Annotated in this window: 14 protein-coding genes; 8 read left to right on the forward strand and 6 right to left on the reverse strand. The window is 42.5% G+C overall.

All coding sequences use genetic code 11. From position 1 onward, the window contains the following. Positions 1-96 precede the first annotated feature (96 nt). Together hisIE and JMW61_RS05340 are read right to left on the reverse strand one after the other, a co-directional pair. Entirely contained in the window at positions 97-945 is an 849-nt protein-coding gene (hisIE, locus tag JMW61_RS05335) for a bifunctional phosphoribosyl-AMP cyclohydrolase/phosphoribosyl-ATP diphosphatase HisIE (protein WP_201549863.1), read from the reverse strand. A 126-nt stretch (positions 946-1,071) separates the two neighbouring features. Further along, positions 1,072-1,515, reverse strand: a complete 444-nt coding sequence (locus tag JMW61_RS05340; RefSeq protein ID WP_110923576.1) for an acyl-CoA thioesterase family protein — start codon at positions 1,513-1,515, stop codon at positions 1,072-1,074. 437 nt (positions 1,516-1,952) lie between these two features. On the opposite strand from JMW61_RS05340, the gene rpmI reads away from it, so the two are divergent. The 5 genes from rpmI (at position 1,953) to JMW61_RS05365 (ending at position 7,140) form a co-directional block, all read left to right on the forward strand. Then, positions 1,953-2,150 carry a 50S ribosomal protein L35 gene (gene rpmI, locus JMW61_RS05345; RefSeq protein ID WP_010197866.1) on the forward strand — a complete coding sequence of 66 codons (198 nt, stop codon included), beginning with the start codon at positions 1,953-1,955 and terminating at the stop codon, positions 2,148-2,150. A 150-nt stretch (positions 2,151-2,300) separates the two neighbouring features. Further along, positions 2,301-2,657, forward strand: a complete 357-nt coding sequence (gene rplT, locus JMW61_RS05350; protein ID WP_011281252.1) for a 50S ribosomal protein L20 — start codon at positions 2,301-2,303, stop codon at positions 2,655-2,657. A gap of 308 nt (positions 2,658-2,965) precedes the next feature. Continuing rightward, positions 2,966-4,021 (forward strand): phenylalanine--tRNA ligase subunit alpha, encoded by a 1,056-nt coding sequence (gene pheS / locus JMW61_RS05355; protein WP_110923575.1) that lies wholly within the window; start codon positions 2,966-2,968, stop codon positions 4,019-4,021. A gap of 187 nt (positions 4,022-4,208) precedes the next feature. Next, positions 4,209-6,614, forward strand: coding sequence for a phenylalanine--tRNA ligase subunit beta (gene pheT, locus JMW61_RS05360; protein WP_201549864.1), 2,406 nt, complete (start codon positions 4,209-4,211; stop codon positions 6,612-6,614). Between the two features lie 226 nt (positions 6,615-6,840). Then, positions 6,841-7,140 (forward strand): integration host factor subunit alpha, encoded by a 300-nt coding sequence (locus JMW61_RS05365; RefSeq protein ID WP_110923573.1) that lies wholly within the window; start codon positions 6,841-6,843, stop codon positions 7,138-7,140. Positions 7,141-7,387: 247 nt separating this feature from the next. Here JMW61_RS05365 and JMW61_RS05370 read toward each other — a convergent pair whose 3' ends face one another. Continuing rightward, a complete protein-coding gene (locus JMW61_RS05370; protein WP_110923572.1) occupies positions 7,388-7,744 on the reverse strand; it encodes a hypothetical protein in 357 nt (118 codons plus the stop codon). A 520-nt stretch (positions 7,745-8,264) separates the two neighbouring features. Between JMW61_RS05370 and ypfJ the strand changes: the two genes are divergently transcribed. Then, positions 8,265-9,158, forward strand: a complete 894-nt coding sequence (ypfJ, locus tag JMW61_RS05375; protein WP_201549865.1) for a KPN_02809 family neutral zinc metallopeptidase — start codon at positions 8,265-8,267, stop codon at positions 9,156-9,158. A 161-nt stretch (positions 9,159-9,319) separates the two neighbouring features. Here the strand turns inward: ypfJ and JMW61_RS05380 are convergent, their stop codons facing one another. The 3 genes from JMW61_RS05380 to trxA all read right to left on the reverse strand — a co-directional run bounded on the left by JMW61_RS05380 (position 9,320) and on the right by trxA (position 12,151). Then, positions 9,320-9,559: a hypothetical protein gene (locus JMW61_RS05380; RefSeq protein WP_110923570.1), complete on the reverse strand. Its 240-nt coding sequence runs from the start codon at positions 9,557-9,559 to the stop codon at positions 9,320-9,322. 478 nt (positions 9,560-10,037) lie between these two features. Continuing rightward, positions 10,038-11,306: a transcription termination factor Rho gene (rho, locus tag JMW61_RS05385; protein WP_055125334.1), complete on the reverse strand. Its 1,269-nt coding sequence runs from the start codon at positions 11,304-11,306 to the stop codon at positions 10,038-10,040. Between the two features lie 518 nt (positions 11,307-11,824). After that, the gene (trxA, locus tag JMW61_RS05390) at positions 11,825-12,151 is read right to left on the reverse strand and encodes a thioredoxin (RefSeq protein WP_194197946.1); all 327 of its coding nucleotides are present in this window, start codon (positions 12,149-12,151) and stop codon (positions 11,825-11,827) included. Between the two features lie 382 nt (positions 12,152-12,533). On the opposite strand from trxA, the gene JMW61_RS05395 reads away from it, so the two are divergent. Further along, on the forward strand, positions 12,534-13,247 hold the full coding sequence (locus JMW61_RS05395) for an RluA family pseudouridine synthase (protein WP_201549866.1): 714 nt from the start codon (positions 12,534-12,536) through the stop codon (positions 13,245-13,247). A gap of 123 nt (positions 13,248-13,370) precedes the next feature. Continuing rightward, positions 13,371-14,927 carry a flavin-containing monooxygenase gene (locus JMW61_RS05400; RefSeq protein ID WP_406947822.1) on the forward strand — a complete coding sequence of 519 codons (1,557 nt, stop codon included), beginning with the start codon at positions 13,371-13,373 and terminating at the stop codon, positions 14,925-14,927. Positions 14,928-14,935: the final 8 nt, after the last annotated feature.

Raw genomic sequence — 14,935 nt, forward strand, 5'->3', positions numbered from 1 at the left:
CAAAAGGGTGAAATCGCAAAATAATCAAACAGAGAAGCTGATTATTTTACGATTTCACAAGCTGTCTTCACGAGATTGACTTTACAACATCACAAGTTATCGTGACGCCTTTTCATCAATGCCCGAGAGTCCAAAGCGACGACCTAGCTCATTTAGCACAGCATCCGACTCTATATCAAACCATGCCAGTCCAACCAATGTATGAAACCAGACATCAGCCACTTCATAAATGAGCTCATGACGTGCCTCATCATATTGCGCTTTGTCTAGGCTTTCATCGCAACTGGCAAAGTCTTTGGCAGCGATGATGCTTTCGGTACTTTCTTCACCGATTTTTTCTAATATTTTATTTAACCCTTTAGCATACAAGCTGGCCACATAAGAGCTATCGGCGTCAGCGTTTTTGCGTTCAGCCAATACATTATCAAGCTGCTGCAAAATAGAGGCGTTCTCTGTTTGATTAGACTCAGCGTTAGTGTCATCTTTAGCAGTGGTGTTATTGGGTTGCAGATTGGTTTGTAGACTGCTATCCGCCGTCTCAGTTGATGCATAAATATCCGCAGGGTCTTTTAGTACTTTATCAACGGTTTCCCACTCAGGCGTTTGTCCAGATAAATCTAAACGCTGATAAAAACAAGACTCTCGGCCAGTGTGGCAAGCAATACCACCAGCTTGGGTGACGTTCAGTACAATCACATCTGCATCACAGTCCAAGCGAATATCGTGCACGGTTTGCGTATGACCTGACGACTCGCCTTTGTGCCATAATTTGGCACGTGAGCGCGAAAAATAAACGGCTGTCTGCGTTTGTGCAGTCAGTTGGAGCGCTTCCGCATTCATCCATGCCATCATCAAAATACGCCCAGACTTATGGTCTTGGGCAATCGCAGGAATCAAACCATCATCATTAAATTTTATGGCAGCCAGCCAAGTAGGTAAAGTCATAATATATCTGTCATCTTATAAGTATGAAGTAAGAAATGTTCAATGCATCAAGCGTGCTCACTCTCTTGATATGGTGAGTGAAGAAGAAGCTGCTTAAGCAAAGACAGTATTTTAAGAAAAACAATGTTAAATATTAACTAAGTGTGGGTATAGCGCTTCTTTTAAAGTGTTATTGAGCGCAGTCACTTTATTTAGCCGGAAGTCGTAACTGAGAAAATGCAGCCGTGCTTTCGCCACTGTTTCACCCGTATGCATCCGAGTGGCTTTTATAACCATATTGCCGCCGTTATCATACAACGGCTCAACGCCTATCTCAAACAGGAGTTGGTCACGCAATCGTACACGACTATCGATGTTTAACTGTAACTCATCAATAATTAAGCCCTGATAGTCGGCATTGATCTCTTTAATACCTTTGGAGTGCAAGAATCGCGCGCGCGCTTCAGTCACCAATGCTGTCAATGATTCAAGTGTCAGATGCTGGCCTATATCTACCTCAGTATGACGTACACGCATGACTGTTTCAAAGACAAATAAATCGTTATCAAAGTCCAACTCTTTTCTTGGCACATTATTTCCTAGGTTGACGGCAGGTGATGAGTTCTGCTGAGCTTGATATAGATTGGTAACATCGTAACGATGCCGACCGTATGATATACGGCTAATAAGTGTGATAAGCAGTCTTTTATTATTAGTGCCTAAACTATACCAATACTCACTCTCTACTTAAGCACAGCTTAAGCTGACATTCAATCTATTTGCAGAGGATTTTCCTGTTTTATTGGTGTTTTTATGAGAAAGGCTAGCAGTCGGTTCATACTCGTTATCTACTATGATGGTTTACTGGGGCAAGATTAAAACTTTCCTTGGCAAAACAGCGTGCTATCTGCTAAAATACCGCCTCCCACCTCGAGGCAAATAGAGGTTTAGTGGTTGTTTTTAAAGCCACTATTCGTTATGTACTATTTGACGACCAGGTTCTATCAAAGACAAAGAGGCAAATCATCATGAAAGTTAAGATGAAAACCAGAAGCGGTGCAGCTAAACGCTTCAAAAAAACAGCAAACGGCTTCAAGCGTAAGCAAGCAAACAAAAGCCATATCTTGACCAAGAAATCAGCTAAGCGTATTCGCCAGTTGCGCGGTCTTAAGATGGTGGACAAGTCTGACGAAGCAGCAGTTCGTCGTATGTGCCCATACATCTAATAGCCTATCGTCATATACATTTAATCAAGCGCTATTTAATTAATAGCCACTTAATTAAAAATATTTGACCTTGCAATCTGATAACGATGTCTACTATTTGATGACATCGTGATTCGTTTAATAATGATTAAAAATATCTTGGAGTAATTTATGGCCCGTGTAAAACGTGGTGTACAGGCGAATCGTCGTCACAAAAAAATCCTAAAACGCGCAAAAGGCTACTACGGTGCCCGTTCACGTGTTTATCGTGTAGCGGTACAAGCAGTGACCAAAGCTGGTCAATATGCTTATCGTGACCGTCGCAACAAAAAACGTACCTTCCGTCGTCTTTGGATTGCACGTATCAATGCTGGTGCACGCTTAAACGGTTTGAGCTATAGCCGCTTTATCAATGGCATGAAAAAAGCTAACATCGCAATCGATCGTCGCGTACTTGCTGACATCGCTATGCATGATGCAGCGACTTTCACTGCATTGGTTGAAAAAGCAAAAGCGGAACTAGCATAAATATTAGCCTATTTAAATGAATAGAACTAATATTGATTAATAGTACGATATTAATAAAAGCTACCGCTGGTCGGTGGCTTTTTTTATATTAAAATATTTTAGAGCTGACTCTATTTGCACTATCCGAATTCAGAAAAATTTCGTTTGATGTGCAATTAAATTTTTCGTTGTCTAAATATTCAAGCCATTCATATTATTAGCCTTTATTTTAAAATGAATGGGTAAATGGTTTGCAATATTTGGTCAAACCCCTACAATTACCAATCACTATTATTAATAGTCCGTTTAAATCAGGAATAATGCGTCTTATGACTACCCCTGCTGCTATCAACGATTTGTCGGCGCTACCGACCTTATCCTCAGAGCTCAGTGAGCTGAATGAAGCTCAACTGACTGAGTTTGCGAGTGCTGCTGAAGCATTGGTTTTACAGATTACTGATGCGCGTGAGTTGCAAGATTTGCGTGTGCAATTGACAGGTAAAAAGAGCCCATTAACTGGCTGGTCAAAGCAAATGGGTAAACTCAGTGCTGATGACAAAAAAACCTACGGTGGCTGGTTACATCAAGTCCGTAGCCGTATTCAGCAAGCATTGACTGATCAGCAACAACAGTTGGAAGTGGCCGCATTAAATGCCAAGCTTGAAGCAGAAAGTATCGATATTACGTTGCCTGCTCGTGGTGGTCAAAAAGGTCATTTGCATCCAGTAACGATGATTACTCAGCGCATGCAGCAGTATTTTATTCAAGCAGGCTTCAATGTCGCGACTGGCCCTGAAGTCGAGAGTGATTACTATAATTTTGAAGCATTGAATATTCCGTCGCATCATCCAGCACGTGCGATGCATGATACATTCTATTTTGATGCGCATTACTTACTGCGTACGCATACCAGTCCTGTGCAGATTCGCACGATGGAAAAGAATGAACCGCCTATTCGTATCATTTGCCCAGGTCGCGTCTATCGCAATGATTCAGATCAAACCCACTCGCCGATGTTTCATCAGTTAGAGGGGCTTATGGTTACTGAGTCGAGCACTTTTGCTGAGCTAAAAGGCTTGATTAGCGAGTTTTTAGAAGCATTCTTTGCCAAAGAACTGACCGTTCGTTTCCGCCCATCATTCTTCCCGTTTACTGAGCCTTCTGCAGAAGTAGATATCTTAGATGACAATGGCAAATGGCTTGAGGTCATGGGCTGCGGTATGGTGCATCCACAAGTGCTGACCAATTGCGGCATTGATGCTGAAAAATACACTGGCTTTGCATTTGGCATGGGTATTGAGCGCTTTGCGATGCTGTATTACGGTATTGACGATTTACGTCTGTTTTTCCAAAATGACGTACGCTTCTTAAAGCAATTTGGCTAGAGTTTTCCTTATGCTTATATAGTTAGTTCAAGATAACTTAGATAAAAGGAAGGTGAGTGAACGTGCTACAAATTGTAGACTGAGCGAGCCTGATGCTGTATCTAGTTTATATAGGATTTACTATAGCAAGTTAATTCGCCAAGCTTTACTCTAACACTTTATTATAAAATTCTGATCCGAGATATTTATGAAAATTAGCGAACAGTGGCTACGTCAATGGGTGAATCCCACGAATACCAGCGAACAGTTGGCCGAACAGTTAACCATGGCAGGACTAGAGATTGATGATCGCTATGCGGTTGCTCGTGCTTTTAGTGGTGTGGTCATCGGTGAAGTCGTCAGCGTTGAGCAACATCCAGACGCTGATAAACTGCGAGTCACGCAGGTAAACATCGGTGAAGCTGAGCTGCTACAAATCGTATGCGGCGCACCTAATGTCACCGTTGGTATGAAAGTACCTGTTGCCACCGTTGGGGCAGTACTGCCAAGCGATGACAAGAAAGGCTTTAAAATTAAAAACGGTAACCTACGCGGCGTGGCCTCTAACGGTATGCTTTGTGGTGCTTCCGAAATTGATTTAACAGATAGCATAGACGGTTTGCTTGAATTACCTGCAGATGCACCGATCGGTACAGACATCCGTGAATATCTAGGCTTAGACAATCAGATATTGGATATCTCTATCACGCCAAACCGTGGTGATTGCTTTAGTGTACGTGGTATTGCACGTGAAATATCAGTCATCAACGATTTGCCAATACAAATGCCAACCATCGCTGAAAACATCACCATTACTGAAAACGGTGCAACGCCAAGCATCACAGTAAATGCAGTTGAAGCATGTCCACGCTACTTATTACAATCGATTAGCAATATTGATCGTAGTATTGAGACACCAAAGTGGATGCAAGATGCCCTCGTTCAATCAGGACTACGCTCACACAACTTCTTGGTTGATGTGACCAACTATGTATTGATGGAGTTGGGTCAGCCGCTACATGCTTTTGATGCAGATACCATCGTTGGTGATATCGTTGTTCGTTTGGCAGAGCCTGCTGAAACCATTACTTTACTCAATGAGCAGACGGTTACTCTAACGGGTGATGAGCTCGTGATTGCCGATGATAAAGGCGCATTGGCACTTGCTGGTATTATGGGTGGCCAGCGTAGTAGCGTTACGGATAGCACGACCAATATCGTTGTAGAAAGTGCTTTCTTTGGTCAGCTTGCTATCGCCGCTCGCGCACGCCGCTTTGGTCTACATACTGATGCGTCGCAACGTTTTGAGCGTGGAGTAGATTTTGAGTTACCAGAGCTCGCATTGGCACGTGCTTGTGATTTGATTATTAGCGTCACTGGCGGTCAAGCGGGCCCTATCGTAAAAGCTGAGAGTAGTGAGCATTTACCAGCACGTGCGCCAATTACTTTGCCAATCGCGAAAGTACGTGATGTTATTGGGATCGATATTGAGCCGCTAGAAATGGTACGTATCTTAACTCAGTTAGGGTTTGAGGTTGAGCAGCAAGCAGACACGCTAATTTGTAAGCCACCGTCTTATCGCTTTGATATGAGTATCAAGGAAGATCTCATCGAAGAGATAGCCCGTATTTATGGCTATGACAATATCCCAAGCGTCCTGCCGCACTTGCAAGTCAGCATGGATTATGATGATACCGCAGACTTGACTCATGAGATGAAGCTAGCGTTGGTCGATACCGGTTATATGGAAGCCATTAGCTTTAGCTTTAGTGATGCAAAAATAGAAGCATTACTTGATGATGAAGCACTAGGAGAGGTATTAGCACTGGCCAATCCTATCTCTAGTGATTTAGCCGTTATGCGCCGTACCTTACTGTCAAGCTTGTTGCCATGTGTGCAATATAACTTGAACCGTCAGCAACCACGCGTACGTTTCTTTGAAACAGGCCTTAGCTTTGTCGGCCAGAGTATCAGCGAATTAGTACAGACCCCAAGTATTGCTTTGGTCGCAGTCGGTAATGTGTGGGATGAGCAAGCCTATCAAAATCGTGCTTTAGATTTTTATGACCTCAAACATGATATCGAGCAGTTATTACCTGCGCAAATAGAGGGTGCTCGTATCCGTTATGAGCGCAGTGGACTAAACTTTTTGCATCCTGGTCAAAGCGCTAAATTATATATCGATGATCAATACGTTGGTTGGCTTGGCCAGTTGCATCCTAATACCGCAAAACAGTTAGACCTACCAGCTACTTGGGTTGCACAGCTGTCACTTGCACCATTACTGACTGTCGCTCGTGAGCAGCATGCCATCAGCACGCCTAGCAAGTTCCCACAAGTACGCCGCGATATTGCCATTCTAGTCGATAGCGATATTAGTTTGCAGACACTAGAAACCACGATTCGTGCTGCTGCAGGTGAGCTATTGACGGATCTTTGGTTATTTGATGTATATCAAGGCGATAAAGTACCGACGGGTCAGCGCTCACTGGCATTTGCACTAGTATGGCAAGACAGTACGCAAACGTTATCTGATGACGTGATAAAAACGGCTACTGATAAGGTTGTGCAAGCGCTAACAGCACAGCACTCTGCGCAGTTACGCGATAGCTAATATTTAATATAGACAATAAACAATGCTCTGTAGCTTTTCTACTTATAAGGCTACGGGGCATTGCTATTAATAAAAAGCCCTAAAATACGTTAAGTGGTTATTAATAAAGGACTTTCATACGCTTTTTATTAAAAAAACGTCCAAAAACCTTTATAATAGCTAACATTAACCCTCATACCGCTAAACCATGATATTCGACATCACGACATAGCATAGGAGTTGTACTGTGAGCACCTTAACCAAATCTGACATGATCGAGCATTTGATGAGTCACCTTAACCTAACACGCCAAGAAGGTCGCTGTTTGGTTGAGAACTTTTTTGATGAGTTGTCAGAGAGTTTGATTGATGGCAAAGAGGTCAAGCTTTCAGGCTTTGGCAATTTTGAGCTTAAAGATAAAAACAGCCGACCAGGCCGTAATCCAAAAACAGGGGAGCCCGTTGCGGTATCAGCACGCCGTGTGGTTACCTTTAAGACAGGACAGAAATTTCGCCAGCAGGTTGATGAGCGTCTATTTGATGCCTAATCTAGATATTTGTACTGATGATGACGGCTTAAGTTTTGATATTTAGGTCGTTGATTGACACTTGTTATATAGTCTAGGTATGTCAGCTATAAGCTAAGCATGTTGATGTGCTTAAACTATATATGAGTACCAATATCAGTGAACATTACAGTATTAGCTTGTTATACATCATAAATAACAGGCACAAAAAAAGAGAGCTAATGCTCTCTTTTTTTACTACAGTATATTCATCGTATAAACGATAAAATTACTGAGCTGGTTCTTCAACAACAACTTCGTCAGCAGCGTCAACAGCTGGAGTTTCGCTAGCTACATCCATGCTAGTAGTTGCTTCGCCGTCTACAGGAACTTCAGCGTCCATTTCGTCAGTAGCAGTTGCAGCTTGAGCATCAGCGATGTCAGCTTCAGCGCCAGCAACAGCAGCGTCAGCATCAGCAGTTACTTCGCCTTCAGCAGCAGCTTCGTCTAGTTCTGCAGAAGCGTCTTGCACTTCTTCTGATGCGTCAGATAAATCTTCAGCAGCGTTTTCTTTGCTGCTGTCACAGGCAGTTAGGCCCATAGTTGCAGTCATGATACCAGCTAGAGCAAGTAATTTAAGTTTCATAGTGTTTTCTCCGGAAAAATGAAATGATCAATAGCAGCAACATGGGTTGAAATCCGAGATTTCTCAGTATTCAACGACTTCCAGTTACAGCTACTCAGCTTGCACGCATTCTATATGTTTTCTATCTAAATGGAAATAGTCCGTACAATTAAGTAACAATAAAATTGTAAGTTTAATTTTACTTCGTATATTGATTATAATTTTTAACACCCTGTTGGATATTAAAAGAAATATAATCAATGACATCAGATTGTTTTTAAAGAATTTTTTTCGTTATTAACTTCTAAATTTACTTGCAATAATTTACTTCTTTCACGATGATTAATCAGTAAATAAATGTAACGTTTGATGTAATGTGAGTAAATTAGAGAGGTGTTATCTATCGAAAGGCCTATTCAGGCTATTATTTTTAATATAATAGGCTAAAACACCAAGCTAAAAAGTAGTATTGGCCGTAATATCATATAAATAACTATCAATACGAGCAGTAGTACCTATCGTATGTTTGAGGAATAAAATTATGAAATGGCAAGGTCGACGTGGTAGTTCAAACGTACGCACCAGTAGTGGTGGCGGTGGAAAGATGGTCGGTGGTGGTATCGGTGGTATTATCATTGCTGGTATCTTATGGCTAGTATTTGGGGTAAATCCCATGACCGCTTTGCAGACAGGTCAAGCCGTTACTGGCGGTGGAAGTAGTGATACCTCTACTGAGGTTGCAACCAGCACGGATCGGGATACGCAGTTTGTAAAAGTAGTACTGGCCGACACAGAAGAAGTGTGGCATCAAATATTCAATGAAGCAGGTAGTACCTATAAAGAGCCTTCATTGATTTTGTTCAATGGTCAAGTGAGCTCAGCATGCGGTAGCGCTAGCTCTGCGACAGGTCCGTTTTATTGCCCAGCAGATCAGACTGTTTATTTAGATAAATCATTTTTTGTAGAAATGAGTCAAAATCTTGGTATTACAGGTGATAAGCAAGGCTCTAGCGACGAAGGTAACGAAGGCAAAGCGGGTGATTTTGCTCAAGCTTATGTCATCGCGCATGAGGTTGGTCACCATGTACAGACGTTGCTAGGTATTAGTCAGCAAGTCAACGAAGCCAGTCGTCAAGTCACGCGCGCAGAAGCCAATAAGCTGTCAGTGCTACAAGAGTTGCAGGCAGATTGTTTCGCAGGTGTTTGGGCGCAGCGTAACCAAGAGCGCGTACAGTTTTTGGAAGCGGGCGATATCGATGAAGCCATCAATGCAGCCAGTCAAATCGGTGATGATCGTTTAGCGAAGGCCAGTGGCGGAGCAGTTGTACCTGATAACTTTACTCATGGTACCAGTCAGCAGCGCGTGCAATGGTTTACTCGTGGTTTAGAGAGTGGTAGCGTACAGTCTTGTGATACGTTTAGCGGAGCGCTATAAGTGTATTAGGTATCACTATAAGTGTATGGTAGATTACGACAAGCGGATTTACTTTCAACTCATGAGTTAGACACAAAAAAGCCTGCAATTGATTGCAGGCTTTTTTGTGTCAGCTAAGATTCTATCAAGGTAATATTAATATTCAGCCTTGACAAGATCAATTAGCGAGTTTGGTCAAGAATATAAGCACCAGCACCACCTACAGCAGCACCACCAAGTGCGCCACGAGCGATATCTTTGCTGTCGCCGTTACTTTTAAGAACTGCACCTGCAGCAGCGCCAACAGCAGCACCTTTAGCAGTGTTGCTCAAGCCACTGCTATATCCGTTAGTTGCACAGCCGCCCATGATAAGAGCAGAGCTAGTAAGGGCAGTCATCGCAATAGTTTTAGCAAATTTCATAATATCACCTGTTAGGTTATCAAGTTGGTTGATCATAATCAAAACACGATATTTGCATTGTCCAAGTATTTTGATGCTGATATAAAGTATCAAGATACTTGGGCAATAGTCTTAAAATAACCTATCGTGTTACCGCAAGACATATCGTGGTCTGTATTAATAAAGACTGCATTAAATGTATCAAAAATTGATAATGCTGTCGATTTGTGTAGCAGAGTATGCCTATACTAACCCAACTAATAATTTATGCGCGTAGTAAAAGCGCTATTCTTTGCAAATATCCTGTAAAGGATGTTTCTCCACTGTGTCCTTGACGGATATTTTTCAGGAAGTTATTGCACTTGTATAGATAGTAGGTCAGTTGAGATTGGTAATTACAACTTTCAGTCTTAAAAATAGAAAAGACCGCTCGAAAGCGGTCTTTTCTATTTTTAAGCTAAATGTTTGCCTATTATGCTAAAGCAACTCAGCGCTAGCATTAGTTTTGTGATTTACGTTTCATCTGCTCAAAGAATTCGTCATTAGTTTTCGCTTCTTTTAAGCGATCCAACAAGAACTCAGTTGCTTGTACGCCATCCATTGGCTGTAGTAACTTACGTAAAATCCAAACTTTACGCAATTTATCTTCATCAAGCAGGCGCTCTTCGCGGCGAGTACCAGATTTTTTGATATTAATCGCAGGGAAGACACGTTTTTCAGCCAAATCACGCTCAAGCGTAATCTCTTGGTTACCTGTACCTTTGAATTCTTCAAAGATAACGCTGTCCATCTTACTACCAGTATCGATAAGAGCACTGGCAATAATCGTCAAGCTACCACCTTCTTCAACATTACGTGCAGCACCAAAGAAGCGTTTTGGACGCTCTAGCGCATTGGCATCCAAACCACCTGTCAGTACTTTGCCAGATGAAGGAATGACGGTGTTGTAAGCACGAGCAAGACGAGTAATTGAGTCAAGTAAGATAACCACATCTTGCTTATGCTCGACCAAACGCTTGGCTTTTTCGATGACCATTTCAGCCACTTGTACATGGCGCTGTGGTGGCTCATCAAAAGTAGAGGCAACCACTTCACCGCGTACCGTACGTACCATCTCAGTGACTTCTTCTGGGCGCTCATCGATCAATAGTACGATGAGGTAACACTCAGGGTTGTTACGGGTAATTGACTGTGCGATGGTCTGTAGCAGCATCGTTTTACCGGCTTTTGGCGGTGCAACGATAATAGAGCGCTGACCTTTACCAATCGGTGCGATCAAGTCGATGATACGACCAGTCAAATCTTCGGTTGTACCATTACCCAGCTCAAGCTTTAAATGCTCAGTTGGGAATAGTGGGGTCAAGTTCTCAAAGATAAGTTTATGACGTGAGCGGTCTGGCGTATCAAAGTTGATTTCGCCGACTTTTAATAGCGCAAAATAGCGCTCAGAATCTTTTGGTGGACGAATCGTACCAGCGATACTATCACCCGTCTTTAGGCTAAAGCGACGAATTTGGCTAGGGCTGACGTAGATATCATCAGGACCCGCTAAATAAGAGCCTTCTGATGAGCGTAAAAAGCCAAAACCATCCGGAAGAACCTCAAGGACGCCGTCACCATAGATGGCTTCACCGTTACGGGCATGGGTTTTTAGGATAGCAAAGATAATGTCTTGTTTACGGCTACGTGCCATATTATCAAGACCCATTTCTTTTGCGATAGCCAATAGCTCAGCGATTGATTTTTTCTTTAATTCAGTAAGATTCATAGATAGGTCATTAGCAAGTGATCAGATGAGAGATGCCATTAGCAGCACAAGTCACGACATTGATTAAAACAACGATAATATAGCGATAGAGGGTGCGTGCACAGAGCTAGGATTTATGTAGTTTGGGTGTTACATGTCAGCTTATGTACGAATTGCAGTCATTTGGTGCAAGGTAATAAGAAATAAATATAAAGAAGGCTACATAAGAGTCTGCGTCAAAAACTCAATATCAGTAATTGTGTTTAGTCATTTCGTTCAGCAATGGTGTTTATAACGACGATTGTGTTTTTGTTGATAAACACGAGGAGGATAGCGATAAGGCACTTATGAAAACAATTAGTTTTCTGTTGTCAGCAGACTATACGGTCTTCACAATAGCATTGTCAATAAATTTTGCCAAAAAAGTCGTATAATCGAGTTTTTTGCATAAAAAATAAGCAAAAAAGCCACTATCTCAGTGAGATAGTGGCTTCTTCTATTACATTGCGATTTCTAACATATGCTTAGCTATCACAAGCTTATAAATGCTTGTCTAATACTTTTGCCAATTCAGCTTTTGGCTGTAGACCCATTACTGAATCAACTTTTTCGCCACCTTTAAATACAAACAGGGTTGGGATGTTACGAATACCAAAACGGCTAGCCGCTTGGGGGTTGCTATCAACATCTACCTTAACAATTTTGATTTTGCCTTGATAGTCAGCGGCTAAATCTTCTAAAATGGGAGCGATGGCTTTACAAGGACCACACCAAGCGGCCCAAAAGTCTACTAATACTGGTACGTCTGACTCTAGTACGTCTTTATCAAAGTCTGCATCGGTGGTATGGAAAATAAGATCTGACATAGTTTTCTCTCTTGTTTTATTATTTCTATCGTCATGCATCATATTATATCTTGGTTAGATAGTAGCGTGATGAGTGACCAAAGAATCGTTTAGAAGTGGTGAAAATGTGCCATTATATTAACATGTTTGCTCAAACTTGACAGATGCAGGCTGGTTAAATTGTTTAACAATTGCCATTAGCACAATAAATCGACATAGGGCAATATGAATTATATTCTGTCTGCCAGTTGATTCTGCTATCTGCGTTTTTGATAGAATGGTTGCGACTGTTTAATCCATCTGACGCATCTCTTTACGCTTGAAATTGCCGCTTGCCTCACATTTTATTCCATAAGTAAGTCTGTTTTTTACCTTTACGCCCTAATATAAGTAGCCCATTTTTATGCTTTTTACTGATGAAGAAGTCAATGCCCTTAATGCTCAAGAAAATGCCCGTCTGCTTGAATTTTTTCAAGCATTTGCACGAGACGTTACGGTCTATGAGGACGACGATATTTGGGTGGTTGATAAACCCGCAGGGCTATTAAGTGTCAATGGTAAAACGCTAAATGTGAGTTTGCTAGCAAGGCTTGAGCGCGTCAATCCAGCGGTCAAATTGATTCATCGTCTTGATATGGATACCTCAGGTTTGCTCATTTTTGCAAAAAACGCAGCAGCACAAACTCATATCAGTAAGCAGTTTATTGAGCGTTTACCGCAAAAAAAATACCAAGCCCGTGTCTTTGGCCAGTGGGAGAGTGTTGGTGCAACTGGCAAAATATCAGTGCCAGTACGCTACGAGCCTGCGACCAAACCGCGCCATATCGTCGACCACGATTGGTCAAAGCATGCGTTAACCATGTATGAAATATTGGCTCATGAGGAGTGCAATGGTCATGCAGTGACACGAGTGATGCTAAAGCCGGTTACCGGTCGTAGCCATCAACTACGTGTACATATGGTGCATGTTGATCATGTGATGATTGGTGACCCTATTTATGCTGAAGGGACTGCGTTAGAGATCGCATCAAGGCTCAATCTGCATGCACAGCATCTACGTCTAAAGCATCCTGTATTGGGTGCGTGGATGGACTGGGAAAGTCCAAGTCCTTTTTAACCAAGTTTTTTAGATAAATCATGCAAAAACAAGGACGGTATTATGCTTGATATCATAGTAGCAAAGCAGGCGGCAAGGCAGGCAGTGAAGAGATGCTTTCAATCTAAAAAGGCGCGCTTAGACATGCCAGTAGATTATGAAGTACTTATCATCGGCGCAGGAATTGCCGGTATAGGTATGGCTTGCCGATTGCAGCAGCAGAAACACAAAGGAATGTTTGATCATAAAAGCCCAAATCAACGTAAACGTCAATCATCAAAACAGCAGCAGAAAAGCTCGCAGCGGTTTGCGGTTTTAGAAAAACGTGCAGATTTGGGTGGTACATGGGATTTATTTACTTACCCCGGCATTCGCTCTGACTCTGACGCGTTGACGTTTGGCTACAGTTTTAGGCCGTGGTTGAACCATAGGATTTTGGCAAAAGGTGGGGATATTAAGCGTTATATTGCTGATACGGCGCAGGAGTTTGGTATCACTGAGCATATTCGTTATCAGCATGAGGTGCAGCAGCTTTCTTGGTCAAGTAGCAGCCAACGATGGACGGCCATGGTAAAAAACCATGTTAGCGGTGAAGTGTTTACTCTAACAGCCAAGTTCGTCGTTGGTGCCACTGGTTATTACGATTATGAGCAAGGTTATAAGCCTCATTTTGATCAAGAAGAAGCGTTTGAAGGCCGGATAGTCCATCCGCAGCATTGGCATAATGTGGACTATCAAGATAAAAAGATAGTCATTATCGGGAGTGGTGCGACGGCGATGACGTTGCTGCCAGCGTTAGTAGATGAAGAAGCTGAGCAATGCGCGCAACACGTCACTATGCTGCAGCGTTCACCCACTTATGTGGCGAGCGTGCCAGGCGATGATTATGCGCTTGATTGGCTATCCGGCAAGTTTTCACCTTTATCAAAAGAGCAGGCTTATACGGTATTGCGTACCCGCAATGTACTCATACAGCAAGGTACTTACCGAGCGGCTATAGTAGCCCCCAAATTTATGAAAGCGCTATTAAAGCGCGGCGTCAAAACAGAACTAAAAGGCAGCGATGTCGATGTGGCGCATTTTGTACCCGATTATAATCCTTGGGACCAACGGATATGCGCAGTACCAGATAGTGATTTATTTAAAGCATTACAGGGTAAACGCGCAACAGTAGTGACTGATCAAATAAGCCATTTCACGAAGACAGGTATTATGCTCAACTCTGGCAAACACCTCGATGCAGATATTATCGTGACAGCGACAGGGCTAAAGATACAAATGCTGGGTGGTGCAAAAGTATATATCGATGGAGAGGCAGTAGATATCGGTACACGCATGACATATAAAGCAGTCATGGTTGAAAATGTGCCCAATATGGCAGTGCTGTTCGGCTACACCAACGCCTCATGGACGCTAAAGATTGATTTGGCCTGTCAGTATGTGATGCGGCTGCTTGGGTATATGGATAAGCATGGTTATCAAGTGGTATTAGCAACAGCGCAGAGTGAGCATGGCACGGCCCATAGCCAATCAGAGACTGTGATGGGCGCGCTATCATCAGGATATGTTAAGCGCGCTCAACACGAGCTACCCAAGCAAGGAGATATCTATCCTTGGCGGGTCACAAACAACTATCTCAGCGACCGAATAGTGCTCAAATACCGTAAAATAAAAGATGATTGGCTACGATTCAGTCGTTAGATTTGATG

Source organism: Psychrobacter fjordensis (genome assembly GCF_904845995.1).
GTDB classification, from domain to species: domain Bacteria; phylum Pseudomonadota; class Gammaproteobacteria; order Pseudomonadales; family Moraxellaceae; genus Psychrobacter; species Psychrobacter fjordensis.